The organism is Inquilinus sp. OTU3971, assembly GCF_038440215.1.
This window is the reverse complement of the sequence record NZ_JASATH010000211.1, coordinates 1-13,724: the sequence shown is the minus strand read 5'-3', so window position 1 is coordinate 13,724 and position 13,724 is coordinate 1. Positions and strand designations below refer to the sequence as shown.

General features: G+C 64.9%; 10 protein-coding genes and 4 pseudogenes. 5 read left to right on the top strand and 9 right to left on the bottom strand.

Translation table 11 applies throughout. The features are described 5' to 3' along the window. Positions 1 to 168: 168 nt before the first annotated feature. Positions 169 to 582, top strand: a pseudogene (locus AAHM41_RS34230) (MucR family transcriptional regulator); the annotation flags it as partial. Between the two features lie 499 nt (positions 583 to 1,081). Here the strand turns inward: AAHM41_RS34230 and AAHM41_RS34225 are convergent. Continuing rightward, entirely contained in the window at positions 1,082 to 2,329 is a 1,248-nt protein-coding gene (locus tag AAHM41_RS34225) for a patatin-like phospholipase family protein (RefSeq protein ID WP_342241107.1), read from the bottom strand. A 469-nt stretch (positions 2,330 to 2,798) separates the two neighbouring features. Beyond that, entirely contained in the window at positions 2,799 to 3,185 is a 387-nt protein-coding gene (locus AAHM41_RS40760) for a DUF4158 domain-containing protein (RefSeq protein WP_446719507.1), read from the bottom strand. Between the two features lie 1,098 nt (positions 3,186 to 4,283). Here AAHM41_RS40760 and AAHM41_RS34215 point away from each other — a divergent pair. Both AAHM41_RS34215 and AAHM41_RS34210 read left to right on the top strand, forming a co-directional pair. Further along, a complete protein-coding gene (locus tag AAHM41_RS34215) occupies positions 4,284 to 5,093 on the top strand; it encodes a response regulator transcription factor (protein WP_342241106.1) in 810 nt (269 codons plus the stop codon). 182 nt (positions 5,094 to 5,275) lie between these two features. Next, positions 5,276 to 5,437: a hypothetical protein gene (locus tag AAHM41_RS34210; protein ID WP_342241105.1), complete on the top strand. Its 162-nt coding sequence runs from the start codon at positions 5,276 to 5,278 to the stop codon at positions 5,435 to 5,437. Positions 5,438 to 5,798: 361 nt separating this feature from the next. Here AAHM41_RS34210 and AAHM41_RS34205 read toward each other — a convergent pair. Further along, positions 5,799 to 5,921 (bottom strand): annotated as a pseudogene (locus AAHM41_RS34205) (transposase); the annotation flags it as partial. Between the two features lie 3 nt (positions 5,922 to 5,924). Between AAHM41_RS34205 and AAHM41_RS34200 the strand changes: the two are divergent. Further along, a pseudogene (locus AAHM41_RS34200) lies at positions 5,925 to 6,164 on the top strand (MucR family transcriptional regulator); the annotation flags it as partial. Between the two features lie 189 nt (positions 6,165 to 6,353). On the opposite strand, the gene AAHM41_RS34195 reads toward AAHM41_RS34200, so the two are convergent. The 3 genes and pseudogenes from AAHM41_RS34195 to AAHM41_RS34185 all read right to left on the bottom strand — a co-directional run bounded on the left by AAHM41_RS34195 (position 6,354) and on the right by AAHM41_RS34185 (position 7,898). Further along, the gene (locus tag AAHM41_RS34195; protein WP_342241109.1) at positions 6,354 to 6,596 is read right to left on the bottom strand and encodes a ribbon-helix-helix domain-containing protein; all 243 of its coding nucleotides are present in this window, start codon (positions 6,594 to 6,596) and stop codon (positions 6,354 to 6,356) included. 275 nt (positions 6,597 to 6,871) lie between these two features. Beyond that, positions 6,872 to 7,574: pseudogene (locus AAHM41_RS34190) on the bottom strand (IS6 family transposase). 126 nt (positions 7,575 to 7,700) lie between these two features. Next, complete coding sequence (locus AAHM41_RS34185; protein WP_342241104.1) at positions 7,701 to 7,898, bottom strand: DUF6894 family protein; 198 nt, start codon at positions 7,896 to 7,898, stop codon at positions 7,701 to 7,703. Positions 7,899 to 8,152: 254 nt separating this feature from the next. Between AAHM41_RS34185 and AAHM41_RS34180 the strand changes: the two genes are divergently transcribed. Next, positions 8,153 to 8,329, top strand: coding sequence for a hypothetical protein (locus AAHM41_RS34180; RefSeq protein WP_342241103.1), 177 nt, complete (start codon positions 8,153 to 8,155; stop codon positions 8,327 to 8,329). A 67-nt stretch (positions 8,330 to 8,396) separates the two neighbouring features. Here the strand turns inward: AAHM41_RS34180 and AAHM41_RS34175 are convergent, their stop codons facing one another. From AAHM41_RS34175 to AAHM41_RS34165, 3 genes are all read right to left on the bottom strand, one after another. Further along, complete coding sequence (locus AAHM41_RS34175) at positions 8,397 to 9,416, bottom strand: GDP-L-fucose synthase family protein (RefSeq protein ID WP_342241102.1); 1,020 nt, start codon at positions 9,414 to 9,416, stop codon at positions 8,397 to 8,399. 833 nt (positions 9,417 to 10,249) lie between these two features. After that, complete coding sequence (locus tag AAHM41_RS34170; RefSeq protein WP_342241101.1) at positions 10,250 to 11,467, bottom strand: IS91 family transposase; 1,218 nt, start codon at positions 11,465 to 11,467, stop codon at positions 10,250 to 10,252. Between the two features lie 145 nt (positions 11,468 to 11,612). Next, positions 11,613 to 13,664: a recombinase family protein gene (locus tag AAHM41_RS34165; protein ID WP_342241100.1), complete on the bottom strand. Its 2,052-nt coding sequence runs from the start codon at positions 13,662 to 13,664 to the stop codon at positions 11,613 to 11,615. Between the last annotated feature and the right edge of the window lie 60 nt (positions 13,665 to 13,724).

Genomic DNA, 13,724 nt, shown 5'->3' with positions numbered 1-13,724 from the left:
CCCCGCGCGGAAATGCCTCCGCCTTCAGCCCCACCGACGCACTGCCTCGCCTCGCGGTGAGATATCCGGGCTAGGGCGCCGCAGGGATCTCGAATATAAAAGTATGCAGGTTGCGTAAATCGATGCCGCCGATTAAGACCACCGTGTACCTGCCTTTGGAGTGAATTGATGAGCGAAGCTGGCGCCGCCACCATATCGGCGACCACCGATGAATCGCGCCGTCTGGCAACGCAAATTGTCTCGGCCCATGTTGGCAACAACAGCGTTGCTGTGTCGGACTTGCCAGGTCTGATCGCACAGGTCTACGGCGCGCTCGAGAAGCTGGGCAGGCCGGTCGAGCCTGTCATCGCCCGTCCGGAACCAGCGGTTCCGATCCGCAAGTCTGTGACGCCGGACCACATCATCTGCCTCGAGGACGGCAAGAAGCTGAAGATGCTGAAGCGGCACCTGGCCTCCGCCTTCAACATGACGCCGGACCAGTACCGCGAGCGCTGGGGCCTGTCGGCGGACTACCCGATGGTGGCGCCGAACTATGCCCAGCAGCGGAGCGACCTGGCCAAGACGATCGGCCTCGGCACACGACGGGATGTGGCTCCGCCGGTGCCTGTGGCCGCGGAACCACCGGCGAAGCCTCGCCGGGCTCCGAAGACGGCAGCTGGCAAGGCCGCAGCGCCCGAGCCCGGGTCGGCAGTGGCGGCCGCGAAAGCGCCGCGCGGCCGCAGGCCGGCGGCCGCCAAGGCCGGCTAGCAACGCTTGCGTGGAGCGGCAGCAACGCGGTTGCCGCTCGACCGCAAGTACCCAGAGTGTCCATTCGGCCGAGATGGGGTAGTGTAAACGTCGCTGTGAAAGTGGCCATTTGAATAAATCTGTCGCTCTTCGACCGCATCGGGAAAAGAATATTGCAAGTCTCATTCGCCGGAGCCGCTCACGACCTGGCATTGCCGGATACGATAGTATCCCGGCCCCGGGTCTGCGGTAACTATAGTACGCAGTTGCTCATGCGTTCCGCCTGGTGGCCGAAATCCCGGCAACGTTCACACTACCCCGTGTTATCCCCGTGGTGGATCAAGCAGGCCTGCCGTCAGTATCCCGGAGGCCGGGTCTGCCACGGATATCCCTCGGCTCCCATCTTGCGGCCGAGCTCGAACAGCGCCCGCATGTAAGTCTGGTCGAACGGCGTCTCGAGCTTCACGTCAAAGCTGGACGGGATATAGGCGAGATGGAAGCCGACCCCGTCCCGCTGGCTGACCGTGTAGATCCGGTAAAGATCGCCGACGCCCTGGGTCTGGATCAGCGACGAGATGGCGCGGCCGGCAATGCTCAGGGTCCTGCGCTTGACGTCAGCCCAATCGGCATCGAGGCGGGCATTGCGGATGACGTAGACGTCGCGTTGGCGCACGATACCCGCCTTCTTGGCGACTTCGGCGACCTTCAGCGACGGCGGGTAGATGAAGACTTGGGCACTGGCGCCGCCGTCGACATGCATCTCCTGATAGGGCTGCCCGTCCGCCATGACATCGATCATGACCGGCGGGAAAGCCCCGGGTATGGCGGCGGAGGCAACGAGGATGCTGCGGACCAGCTCCAGCGCTCCAGGGTCGCCGCTCGCCGCGATCTTACCGATGTTCCAGATCACGCCGCGCTGCGCGTCCAGATCCGTGGTTCCGATCAGCAGGATACGGCCCTTGTCGTGTTCGCGGGCGATCGCGGCGAGCAGGTCGCGGGTCACATATTTGGCGATCGTTCGGCGCAGCGGGGCAGTGTCGGCCATGGCATCGTCGGTCACCGCGGCGAGGAAGCCGCGCGCTTCGAGCACTTCGGCCGCGGTGATCGAGGTGTAGATCCCGGCCAGCCTGTCGTCATACGCCGGGCCGAGAAAGGCGAAGGGCGCGGTCAGCGCCCCGGTGCTGACCCCGGTCACCACTTTGAATTCCGGGCGCGTTCCGGTCTTGGTCCAGCCGACCAGGAGGCCGGCGCCGAATGCGCCATTCTCGCCGCCGCCCGACACGGCGAGATAGCTCGCCGGGGGCAGCGGGCCCCTGTGGCCGGAGGCCGCGAGAGCGGCGCGTTCGCGTTCGACTGACTCCCGCGCGTCGGCCTCGAGCGTGCCGAGGTGATCCGGTGGATAGTAGCGGATACCCTGCATCGAGCCGACGGTCGCGTTGAACTCGTGACGTTCGGGCACGGCCGCCAACCGGCTCGGAGGGGAGCAGCCGGACGCAAGAAGAGCGACGGCCAGGACCACGAGGCGTGGAAGATCGCGTTGCGCCGACGGACGGATTGCGCAGCACTGAGACCAGACGCGTGCGATGCTGGCAGATGAGATCATAGTCAGCCTCCATTCGGCATGGGGAGGAACGCTCTTTCTTCTTGCCCATCCATGCCAACTTTCCCGCCGTCCTGTTGCAGCTTGAGCACCAATTTTTCGGGCCTGTGACGTTCGGACGTTCTCACCGATCCCGCCCTCGGGTCGGCCCCGGCTGCACTCGTAAGATATTGAAATCTCATATGACGGCCATCGGCTGGGATCCGCTATCGGGCGATAGAATCCGCCAATGTGACAAACGCGTCGCGGCAGCGGCGAAGACGGCGAGTCATCGCATTCGTCTCTCCATCGATGGGTTTTGTCGACTGGCTCCAGCTGGAGTGTAGGCGAAACCGACGGCGGGCTTTTTGATACAGCGCAAGCTCGACCGAGATTGCGCTCGAGTAGTTGCTAGCATTTCAGAGCTGCCTGTCACGATCGCGGGCTTGCGGAGCGCGCGTGACAAGCCCCTCCAGCCTGTGGGAGGGGAATTTCACCGGCAAGCTGCTCGCCGACGAATAGGCGCAGGAGCCCAAACCTGTGAATCGGCCCCATCGTGGGACCCCGGCGACGCCTCACATCTCAAAGGCTTGTGGCGCCGATCGGCGTCGGGACCCCACGCCGATTCACACATCAGACAAAGCTGCACGGCAAAGCCAAGTTGGTTCCAGGGGCGCCGCCGAGCCAACGCCTCGAACCGGTCCTCCGGTGAGAGAGTGTAGTGGCGGATGAGACTTTCTTCGTCATCTGGAATGCCGAGGAGTCGTTCGTAACCGCCCGGCTTGAGGAGAGTCCGTCTGGCCAATCGATCTTCCCTTCGCCAGAAAAAGCCGGGTATCCTGGCGGTCCGCTCCGCTTGCCGCAAGCGACCGCGCGGCACTACAAAATCCGACCAAGCAATGGATTAAGGCGCCGCGGCGCGAGCCGATGGGCGGTTGGCCCGGCAATATGGATCGCCGGACCGTGACCATGGCGATGTCGGCCATGGCGGACCCTCAAGCCGTCCCGGCCGGGGTCGCCACGTGGGCCCGGAACTGCGACGCGCTACGTCAATGGCGATGGCTCGCCCAACGCTCGGACGGGCCGGTCTCAAATCCAGACCATGTTCCCAAAATGTTCTAGCTTAGCGGGTCGCCATGAACAGATCTTGTCGTGGCCCCGGCTATGTTCGAAGCAATCCGAGACTGCCGACAGGTCGTCAGTCTCCGCGATAGCATCGTTCCGAAGTCCGCGCGGCAGGGCAAAGGCGTCGAGGCTGCACAGCCCGTGCCATTCATCGACGTCCGACGGGACGAGGCAATGCCGGCGCGACCGCCGCCAGTGGGCGAGAACGTCCCAGACAATGGGGGCAGAGTCGTCCTCGTCCTCGCGTGGCCGGCCGGTGACACGGAGGTCGAGCCGATGCGCGAAGCAGCCGGTCCGCTGCACCCACTCGGTTCCAGCGCCTTCGACAGACAGGCCAAGCCGTTCAAATTCCGCGAGGCCGGGGCCAGTCGCAGTCGGCGTCCGGAACACCGGCTGCACTCGGGCGTGATGCGCCCCAAGGCCGGGGTTGAGCCGTCATCTGATCAACCTGCTACCCATCCGGGGCGGCGATCGCGTGCCGGCGCTCGTTGTGTGAGGGAGAGGCCTGCCGGTGGGGCCGGATTCCCAATTCCGCGCGGCCGTTGATCTATGTCAAACCGGCTAGGTCGTCTGGTTGGCTATATTGGATTTTAGGAAAATTGATAAATGATTTGGAGCACAGCATGCGGGCTCGGGCAGGAAGGTTGAGGCGACCTCATCTAGGAGTCAGATCATGGCAATGGCACAATAAATCTCCAGATTATGAAATGCCTCCTTTGGATATGACCAGTATATATCCTGCATAACCTCATATATCTCGACCTGAGCGTGCGGCAATAAGAATATTGAAAGTTCCACTTCTGTAGGTGATGACATGATTGCATATAGAGGAACGAGTGTCGCCGGGGCTGACTTGCTCGGCCGCATGGAGGAGGGGTTCAGCATCCGGTCGATTGACGAGGTCGATGCTCCGATAGAGGAGGCCGTCGATTCGACGGCTCGGATGATCTCCTCTCCAGCCCGCGAAACGCTGATCTCGATCATCGATTCTCGTGCCCTCGGCGGGGAAGCCCTCAGACTGGCCCTCCATGCGGAAAGCGACCAGTTCCGGGGCGAAACCTACACACGAGTCAGCGACTGGCGCAGCGATGCCGTGGTCTCCTGCAGGACTTCAGCAATCCTGCTCGTCATCGGGGCGGCGGACGCGGACGATCCGGACCTGGTGGACGACCTCCAGGCCTTGAGCCAGGACTTCCCGCAGATTCCGACGGTCGTGGTCGGGGAGATCGAGACACCTGCGCACATTGCCAAGATCCTGGGCCATGGCGCCCGCGGTTCCATCCCGACTAGCGTCGGCCTGGGGGTGGCGATCGGTGCGCTGTCCCTTGTCAAAGCCGGCGGCGTCTTCGTGCCGGCGAGTACTCTCTTGAACGCTAACCGCGCAGATCGGGTGCCTTCGTCGGAGCCCGGAACCATGCTCGGGCTCACCGAGCGGCAGACCGCGGTCGCCGAGGGACTCTCCCAAGGAAAGCCGAACAAGATCATCGCTTACGAGCTGAACCTCTGCGAGAGCACGGTGAAGGTGCATATCCGGGCCATCATGAGGAAGCTGCAGGCCCGGAACCGCACCGAGGTCGCCTTCAAACTGCATGCGATGCAACCACGGCCCGCCTCATCGGCTCGGTCATGGATGTCGACCGGAAGTCAGACGGTACGAGGCTGATCGAAGAGAGCCTTCGGCTTGCGGACTTGCTCGCGATCCAGACTGCAAATCGGCGAGGGGGCCGGATGCCGATCGGCACGGCAGTGCCGGACTTCGCGCGGTACTGAAGGGGGCACGACTTGGCGCTGCTTCACACCCATGCCTCCTAGGTCTTCCCTCCGCGATCCATGAGGAACACACTGATGCCCTACATCTACGTCTACGCAACCGGCCGCTCCGTCTTCGATCAGAACGGCAACCTGGTTGGCTCTCTTCACTCCGCCTTCGCGGCCCGGGAATACGCGGCTGCCGTCAATGCCGGTGACATCGAGATCCAGCCGCAGCGCGAACCCGAAGGAGCATGAGGGAGGCCGGGATGTCCGGCACGAGCTTCCCCTCACCTGCCCGGCTGCACTGGCAGCCGGTGGGCAGCGCCGAGCCGGCGACCGCTGCCGGCGGAAGCCCCAACGCCCGATAGCCCATTTATCGAGCGCAGATTTTTCGGTCTTGGTCGTGGGTCGAAGGGGGTGTCTGCCTTGTGGGCGTCGAAAGGGTGTAAATCGGCATGGGGTCCCGGCGCCGATCGGCGCGGTAAGTGCCTGATTTCACTCGATACTAAGGGATCCCGATCTGGCGCCTATTCACAGGCGAGCGCCATGCCGCTGGTGGTGGCCAGCGCCACCGGCAGCAGCCACTTGGCCATCTCGCGCTGGTCCGGCTGGGTGCGCTCATGCCACGGGCGTACATCGACACGATCTTGTCGTCGAAGCCGGGGAACCGGCGCTGGTACTTGGCGATCAGCTGCGGATCGAACGTCGCCTGCCGGTCCCGCGGGATCTCCAGATCGATGCGCCGGCGGTGCCGATCCGCAAGTCTGTCACGCCGGACGCCATCATCTGTCTCGAGGACGGCAAGAAGCTGAAGATGCTGAAACGGCATCTGGCATCCGCCTACAACATGACGCCGGACCAGTACCGCGCGCGCTGGGGCCTGGCGTCTGACTATCCGATGGTGGCGCCGAACTATGCCCAGCAGCGGAGCACTCTCGCCAAGAAGATCGGCCTTGGCACCGGTCGCGCCCGCGCCGGAGCCCACCAGGGCGCCGCGGGCCCGGAAGTTCGCTGCCGCGAAGTCAGCCTGAGCGGTCCGGAGCGAGCGGCGCCGGGCAGGCTGCCGCTCGCTGCGGTTTCGGGCGATGCACCCGTCAAGGTCGTGCCGTCATTCGGTGACGGAGGTGGGGCTCGCCGCGTCGTTTCGGCCACCGGTCCGAGCACAGCCTGACTATCGACGCGCCGTCCATTCATACCCTGGAGGAACGTGCGGAGCACGGCGATGGGCCAGCTCAAAAAAGTAGCTCAGTATAAATACACGAACGGCACTCGACAGGTTATTGCCGCCACGTTGGGCAGCATCTATTCGGGTCATTAGGGCACGGAGCGTGATGTCTTCTCTCTCCAGGATCTCCTCCAATCCCAACCAGAAGGTCGTCTCCAACCTGATGCTGGTGCGCCTCCGGCCGACCATGATGTTGCGCGTGAGTGATCCAACCATGCTGTCAGCATGTCGTGATTAGTAGTATTTAGCTAAAATTGCGCTCCAAATTAACGACGACCTTACGGACCGCACTCACAGGGCGTGAGCGCGAATTTGGATATTCGCGAGCATCAATTCGGATGGCTGGAAGCCGTTACCCTTGGTTCTCGATCATGGCCAGGGCCGCGCGTCGATCTCTCGGATTGAGCTTGAGGGCGTTGTCACATTGTCGAGCATGGCCGCTCTGAGACGAGCGTCCGCCAAGCTCAGGCCGCGACGCCAGCCGCATCCCGCCCTGCCGCGAACGCCTCGGCGCGAAAGCGGCGGTACGTGCGGGCGGTGGTGAGATGGCGGCAGAGGTTGAAGGTGTTGTAGGTCGCGGCGTGCATCGACAAGAACCGCTGCGCCGAGACGGCCGATTTGAACCGTTGCAGCTTGCGCTCCCGCCGGCGAACGGGGACATGTGAACTTTCGGCTCGGTTGTTCAGCCGCTTGACCCTGATGTGAACTGCGGCGCCCAGGCCGAGATCGCGAAGCGCCGCGGCGTAGGCCGGGCACTTGTCGGTGACCCAGGCGGTTGGAGTGATCCCCTGCTTCCGGAGGAGCTTGCGCATCAGCTTGCGGGCTGCAGCCGCGTCCCGCCTGGCCTGAACCAGCACCTCGAGCACCTCACCCTCGGCATCGACGGCACGCCAGAGATACATCTGCTTGCCACCGATCGGGACGTACATCTCGTCGAGGTGCCAGCGCCGGTGCGGCGCCGGCCCGCTGCGCGCGAAGACGCCTCGCGATCATCGGGCCGAACGCGCTGACCCACCGACGGATCGTCTCGTACGACACCTCGATACCGCGCTCGGCGAGCAGCTCCTCGACGTCGCGGTAGCTCAAGGTGAAGCGGAGATACATCCCGACGGCGCGCTGGATCACGTCGGATGGAAAGCGATAACCGGCATAGTCAGGTGGGGTCATGGCCACCGCTACGCCGCTCGCCGGCCCTTCGTAAGGCCGCGAACGTGACAAGCCCCTCGCCAACGTTGGCCTCGTCGAGGCCACGCTCGACAACGCGACAAGCCCTAGGGGCAGGTGTCCAGCCGCTCAGATCCAGACCCTCAGGATCACGGATCGATGCATGTCATTGATCACGATGCTGCCGCCGGCGTGGTCCCCTTCATCCCTGAGTTCCCCTGCCACCCGTGATGCATGGCCAAATGCCGCCGCCAGACTAGGAAAGTCGCCTCCTTTTTCGTCTCTGCAGAAGAAGCGACGATCCTCGATGTGAAAGAAGTAGCGCATTCGACATGCCCTCTTATTCAGAGAATATGCCTCTCCTCTATCAAGGACATCCTGATCAAAGGCAGGTGCATCTACCCATTATTGGGCTGCCCAGCACATCAAAATGACTACATAGGAACTTCGGACCAGAAGGATGTTCGGATTCAGGGCTTGAGAGCATCAGGATTTGTGGGGTGCTGGCGCCAGGCGGTAATCTGACCGGATCAAGCGACGACCGGAAAGTCCCCGCCGGACACGATTGCCGAGGCGTCCGCATGACCACCCCACAAATCCTGATGTTCTCCTTGTGGGCGATGACGAGCGCGGCCGGCGCGGCGAAGGCGGCCACTTCGGCCGGATCGATCGCCTTCCCCGCCACCATTGCGTCATCGATGCTCGTGAGTGTAAATCGGCATGGGGTCCCGACGCCGATCGGCGCGGCAAGCGCCTGATTTTGCGCGATACTGAGGGGGCCCGGCCGGGCGCCTATTCACATTCCTCGCCGAACTGAGGCTTTCTTTACAGGGCTCCGACAGACGGCAGGGCGCTGCGGCCTTTCAAATTGATCAACGGCGCCGCGTTCCCTGCTTCAGTTGCGAGCCAATGCTGGTACGTGGCCCAGATCCCGTCGACCAGGCTGAGGCTGGGAAGCCAACCGAGATCCCCCATCTTGCTTGTGTCGAGGAGTTTCTGCGGCGTGCCATCCGGCCGGCTGAGGTCGAAGCTGAAGCCGCCCTCGTAGCCGACGATCTCGGCAATCATCGCTGCCAGATCGGCGATTGTGATGTCAGAGCCGGCGCCGATATTGATCGGCGGCGGCTGTTCGTAGTGCCGCATCACCCATACGCAAGCGTCGGCGAGATCATCGGCGTGGAGGAATTCGCGCCGAGGCCGCCCCGAGCCCCACAGGGTGACAGTGGATTGGCCTTGGATCTTCGCTTCGTGGATCCGCCGGATCAGCGCCGGCAGCACATGCGAGGACTCTAGGTCGAAATTGTCGTTCGGGCCATAGAGGTTGGTCGGCATCACCGAGACAAAACGGCAGCCATATTGGCGGGCATAGGTTTCGACCAGCTTTACCCCGGCAATCTTTGCGATCGCATAGGCCTCGTTGGTCTTCTCCAGCGAGCCGGTCAGCAACTGCTCCTCCCGGATCGGCTGGGCCGTGTCGCGAGGATAGATGCAGCTCGAGCCGAGGTAGAGCAGCTTTTCGACTCCAGTGCGGTATGCACCATGGATCACATTCGCTGTGATCATCATGTTCTCGTACAGGAAATCCGCAGGATAGGTCGCGTTCGCGACGATCCCGCCGACCCGCGCCGCCGCGGCGAACACGATCTCCGGCTGCTCCCGCTCCATCCACGTTTCCGTGGCAGCTTGACAGGTCAGATCGACCGCTGAGCGATCTACGACCAACAGCGTACAATCCTCCTGAGCAAGGCGCCGCAGCAACGCCGAACCCACCATTCCGTTATGGCCGGTAACCCAGACGCGCTTGCCGCGCAGTTCCATGGACTGGCCGACCGCATCGTTCGGCATCTTTCTGCTTCTCCAATTGCTATCCGTGTTTGTCGTGCATAATATTTGTATTACATTTGCTTGATCTTTATTGTATCTCTTGTTGTTAGTAGCAACACCTTACGCAAAAGGAATACGGGGGCGTTCAATCGTATAGGGGTGACCGTCAACCGGCGCTTCGAGGCGCGGGAGGACGCAGAATTCTCAGCCGGGTCGTGCCCGGAGCGCCGCCCGACTGTGCCTGACCAACTTCGTTTGACGGCCGCGAGCCGAGATGCGCATGTCCGCTTCTCTACCGCGGCGTAGGTCAACCGGGGACGAGGGTCTTCCGAGAAGGGGCGCCTGCGGTTATGTCGGCTTTCGGGGCCAAGCGCGATGTCCGGTCAGGGGGGCGCCCTCTAGCGGGCCACACCGACATGGGAGAGGGAACCCGGCCGGTGTGGGAATGTCCGGAATCGGGGCGCCTCGGCCACGGCCAGCTATGTTTAGGGCTTCGGATGCCGGCCCCTGGCGCAGGGGATAGGGCCGGGAGCGGGGCCGGCGTCCGAAGGCCTTCAGGGGAGGAAGCCGCGGTCAGCGGGAGGGGTGCCGGCCGGCTGAGGCGAGGTTATGGGGATTGCGTCTCGCGCGGGGCCCCGAGCGGTCGGCATGCGGGCGCTGACGACGGCGGCCAGCGCCTGCCGGAGGTGTCCGGAGCGGTCGCGGCGCGGGCTGAGCGCGGCGTGGAAGCGAGAGAAGGACGGGTTTGGCGGGTGTCGGCGGCATGAGGCGCAGCCGGGCTGGAGCCGAGGCCGAAGGGCGACGGCGTGGCAGGCTCGGGCGTACCCGGGCGTGGCGTGTCGGCACAGCGGCATTCATGAGGTGTCGAACCCGAGAGGGAGGCCGGCGGCGGTGCACGGGGAGCGGCCGCAGCCGAAGCGCTCGATGATGCGCATGCGTCCGCCGCAGCAGGGGCAGGCCGGCAGGGCCGTGGTCTCCGGCTCACCCGGTTCGCGCTCGTCGTCGTGCGGCGCGGCGGGCTGGTCGCTGGCCTGTTCGGCGATCAGGAGCCGGAGGCGGTCGAGGTCGGTGGCGTGGGAGCCTTTCGCCAGCAGGCCGTAGTGGCGGATGCGGTGGAAGCCTGTGGGCAGGACGTGCAGGAGGAAGCGGCGCAGGAACTCGTCGGGGCTGAGGCTCATGGTCTTGAGCTTGACCGCGCCGGTGGCGGGATCGGCGCCGCGGTAGTCCTTCCAGCGGAAGCGGACGGCGTGGTCGTCCAGGCTGACGAGGCGGCTGTTGGCGATGGCGGTGCGGTGGGTGTAGCGGGCGAGATAGGCGAGGACGGCGGCCGGCCCGCCGAAGGGCGGCTTGGCGAAGACCACCCATTCGGCCCGGCGCAGCGGCGCCAGGTGCGCGGCAAAGGCGTCGGGCGCGGCCAGAGGGGCGAGCTCGCCGAAGAAGGCGAGCCGGCCGTGGGCGGTGGCGAGCTTCTCCAGGAAGAGCCGGCGGAACAGGCGCGAGAGCACGCGGACGGGCAGGAAGAAGCCGGGCCGGCAGGCGATCCAGCGCTGTCCGTCGGGCGAGAGCCCGCCGCCGGGGACGATGCAGTGGACATGGGGATGGTGGGTGAGGGCCGAGCCCCAGCTGTGCAGCACCGCGACCAGGCCGATGCGGGCGCCGAGATGCCTGGGATCGGCAGCGATGGTCTGCAGGGTCTCGGCGGCGGCCTTGAACAGCAGGTCGTAGACCACGGCCTTGTTGTGGAAGGCGATGGCGGCGAGCGGGGCCGGCAGGGTGAAGACGACGTGGAAGTACGGCACCGGCAGCAAGTCGGCCTCGCGCTCGGCGAGCCAGGCTCGGGCCGCGGCGCCCTGGCATTTGGGGCAGTGGCGGTTGCGGCAGGAGTTATAGCTGACCGCCAGGTGCCGGCAGTCGTCGCAGCGGGCGACATGGCCGCCGAGGGCTGCGGTGCGGCAGGCTTCGATGGCCGACATGACCTTGAGCTGTCCGAGGCTCAGATGGCCGGCATGAGCACGGCGGAAGGCCTCGCCATGGGCGCGCAGGATGTCGGCCAGCTCCAGGGCTGGCCGCACGGCCGGTCAGGCCGGCGGCGGCCTGAGATGGGCCAGCGGGCTCTTGACCGCGCCGAGGGTCTTCAGCGCCACCCGGGTGTAGAGCGCAGTGGTGTCGAGCTTCTTGTGGCCGAGCGGCCACGCGTCATAATGCGTATCTTCTATGTCATTGAAATTGAAGGCTCTGCTGAGCCGGATTCGATGGTAGCGAGCGTTGCGACGCGTTCTGTTCGCGATCCGCGCCGACGTCCACCGCCTTGATCACCCACGGCGCGCCCCTGCACAGTTGGCGCCCTTTGATGATGCCGCGCCGGATCATGCGCAGCGCCGTCATGACGCTCACATCAATGATTTGCGCCGCGGCTTCAAGCGTTATCTCGCCCCGCTCGGCCCACTCGCCCTCGCGATAGACCGCAATGCCATGATGATGGCGGAAGGAGCGGACCCGCGCCGTGGTCCAGCCGTTGCCGCGCCCGGTCGGCTTGCCGGCGCGATTGAGGAGCCGCGCGATTTGCTGGTCGGGCATCAGGCGCGCCAACTCGCGGATCAGCGACAAGGTATCCTCCGGTACCGTCCAACGGTGCTTGCCAGCTCCATTCCGCGCCAGCGTCAGCGCCGTGTGGTCGCCGCCCTGCCAGTGCAGGAGCATCTCGATATGGTTGTCTTCGACGCGTACGACGATCTCGCGCAGAGCCGCGCGCAAGATCCTCTTGCGTGTCGCCGCCGTTGCAGCCGGATGCGACCAGGCGAGCTCCAGATCGGCACCGAGCTCCATCAAGTGCTGCCGCTCCATCTTGCCCAAGGGCGCCGGCTTCCTCGCATCGATCGCCGCCAGCTCGCCCTCCAGCCGGTGCACGACCTGCAACGCCTCATTCCAGCGCCGCTCCAACTCGCCGGCCACCAGGCGATTGCCGGGATCGACGGCGTCATATTGCCGACGGGCATGAGCTGCCGCAAAGCGCGCCTGCTCCAGGGCGAGCTCGCGTTGCCTCTGTGCGGCCGACGTCTCGCTCGTCTGAGCCTGCAGCGCCTTGACCGCGGCGTCGATGCCGAGCGGCTTCAAGGTTCGCAGAACCTGCGTTCCGACGGCATCATCCGCGCGCAAGCTGCCAAACGAGATGCACCGCCCGGTGCCGTGGTTCACGAGAGCGCCTTGGCAGTGATAGCGGCCTGCCTTGCCGCCATAGCTCACATACAGCTTGCGACCGCAATGACCGCAGCGCAGCAGCCCCGCCAGCAGCAGCTCTCCGCGCCGCACCGCTCCTCTGACCGCGGCGCCTTTGCCGGTCGCATTGTCGGCAATCACACGCTGGGTCCTCTCGAACTCGCTCCAGGTGATATAGCCCTCGTGCTGATCCTTGAGCAGCACGTCCCATTCGGCCAGGGGGCGCCGCAAACCACGCTTCACGCGCTTGCGGCCGTCCTCGACGCTGACCTTGCTCATCGTGCGGCCAAAGGCATAGGCGCCGGCATAGACGGGGTTGGTCAGAATGTTGTGGACGGTGTTGTAAAGTGGCTGCTTCCAGACGAGGCTGCGCCCCTCCGCCGCGTCATGGCAAGCGACCGGCAACGCAATGCCCTCGTCTCGCAGCCATACGTGCACCTGTCGCACGCTTTGCAGCTCGGCGAACTTGGCAAAGACCAGTCTGAGCGCGTCCTGAACGCGCTGGTCCGGATCCTGCTCGATCCGATCGCGCCCGGCCCGCACATAGCCGGCCGCGACACCGAGGAACAGTGCGCCGCGACGTGCCTTCTGCTTCAGCGCCTCCTGCGAGCGCTGGCGGAAGAGCGACAACTCCAGCTCGCTCATCGTGCCCTTCATCCCGAGCAGCAGCCGATCGTTGGGATGCCGCGGATCATAGAGTCCGTCCTCGTCGACGATCACCGTCCCAACCAGCCCACAGAACTCGATCAGTGTATGCCAGTCGCGGCCGTTGCGCGCGAGCCGAGAGGCCTCGATCGCGAACACGGCACCGACGCGGCCGTCACAGATCGCCGCCAGCAGGCGCTCGAAGCCCGGCCGATTGATGCCACCTCCCGAGCGGCCGAGATCATCGTCGATGACCTCGACCGTAGTCCAGCCGAGCTGCCGGGCACGATTGGCCAGCCCATACTGCCGGCGGCGGCTCTCCGGATTGTGCAGGAGTTGATCGGCCGTCGATTGACGGATGTAGACGAAGGCGCCGCGGGCCAGGTGGTCAGCCGTGATCTTGGTCATCGCCGACCTCCCCGGCCGCCAGCGCCACCGCGATCTCGAGCAGCAGGGCTTCCATCAGTG

Excerpts from the sequence above, each read along its gene's own strand:
- AAHM41_RS34225 (WP_342241107.1), bottom strand. The coding sequence starts at position 2,329 with ATGATCTCATCTGCCAGCATCGCACGCGTCTGGTCTCAGTGCTGCGCA.
- AAHM41_RS34210 (WP_342241105.1), top strand. The coding sequence starts at position 5,276 with ATGCCCTACATCTACGTCTACGCAACCGGCCGCTCCGTCTTCGATCAG.
- AAHM41_RS34195 (WP_342241109.1), bottom strand. The coding sequence starts at position 6,596 with ATGGTCGGCCGGAGGCGCACCAGCATCAGGTTGGAGACGACCTTCTGG.
- AAHM41_RS34185 (WP_342241104.1), bottom strand. The coding sequence starts at position 7,898 with ATGCGCTACTTCTTTCACATCGAGGATCGTCGCTTCTTCTGCAGAGAC.
- AAHM41_RS34180 (WP_342241103.1), top strand. The coding sequence starts at position 8,153 with ATGACCACCCCACAAATCCTGATGTTCTCCTTGTGGGCGATGACGAGC.
- AAHM41_RS34175 (WP_342241102.1), bottom strand. The coding sequence starts at position 9,416 with ATGCCGAACGATGCGGTCGGCCAGTCCATGGAACTGCGCGGCAAGCGC.
- AAHM41_RS34165 (WP_342241100.1), bottom strand. The coding sequence starts at position 13,664 with ATGACCAAGATCACGGCTGACCACCTGGCCCGCGGCGCCTTCGTCTAC.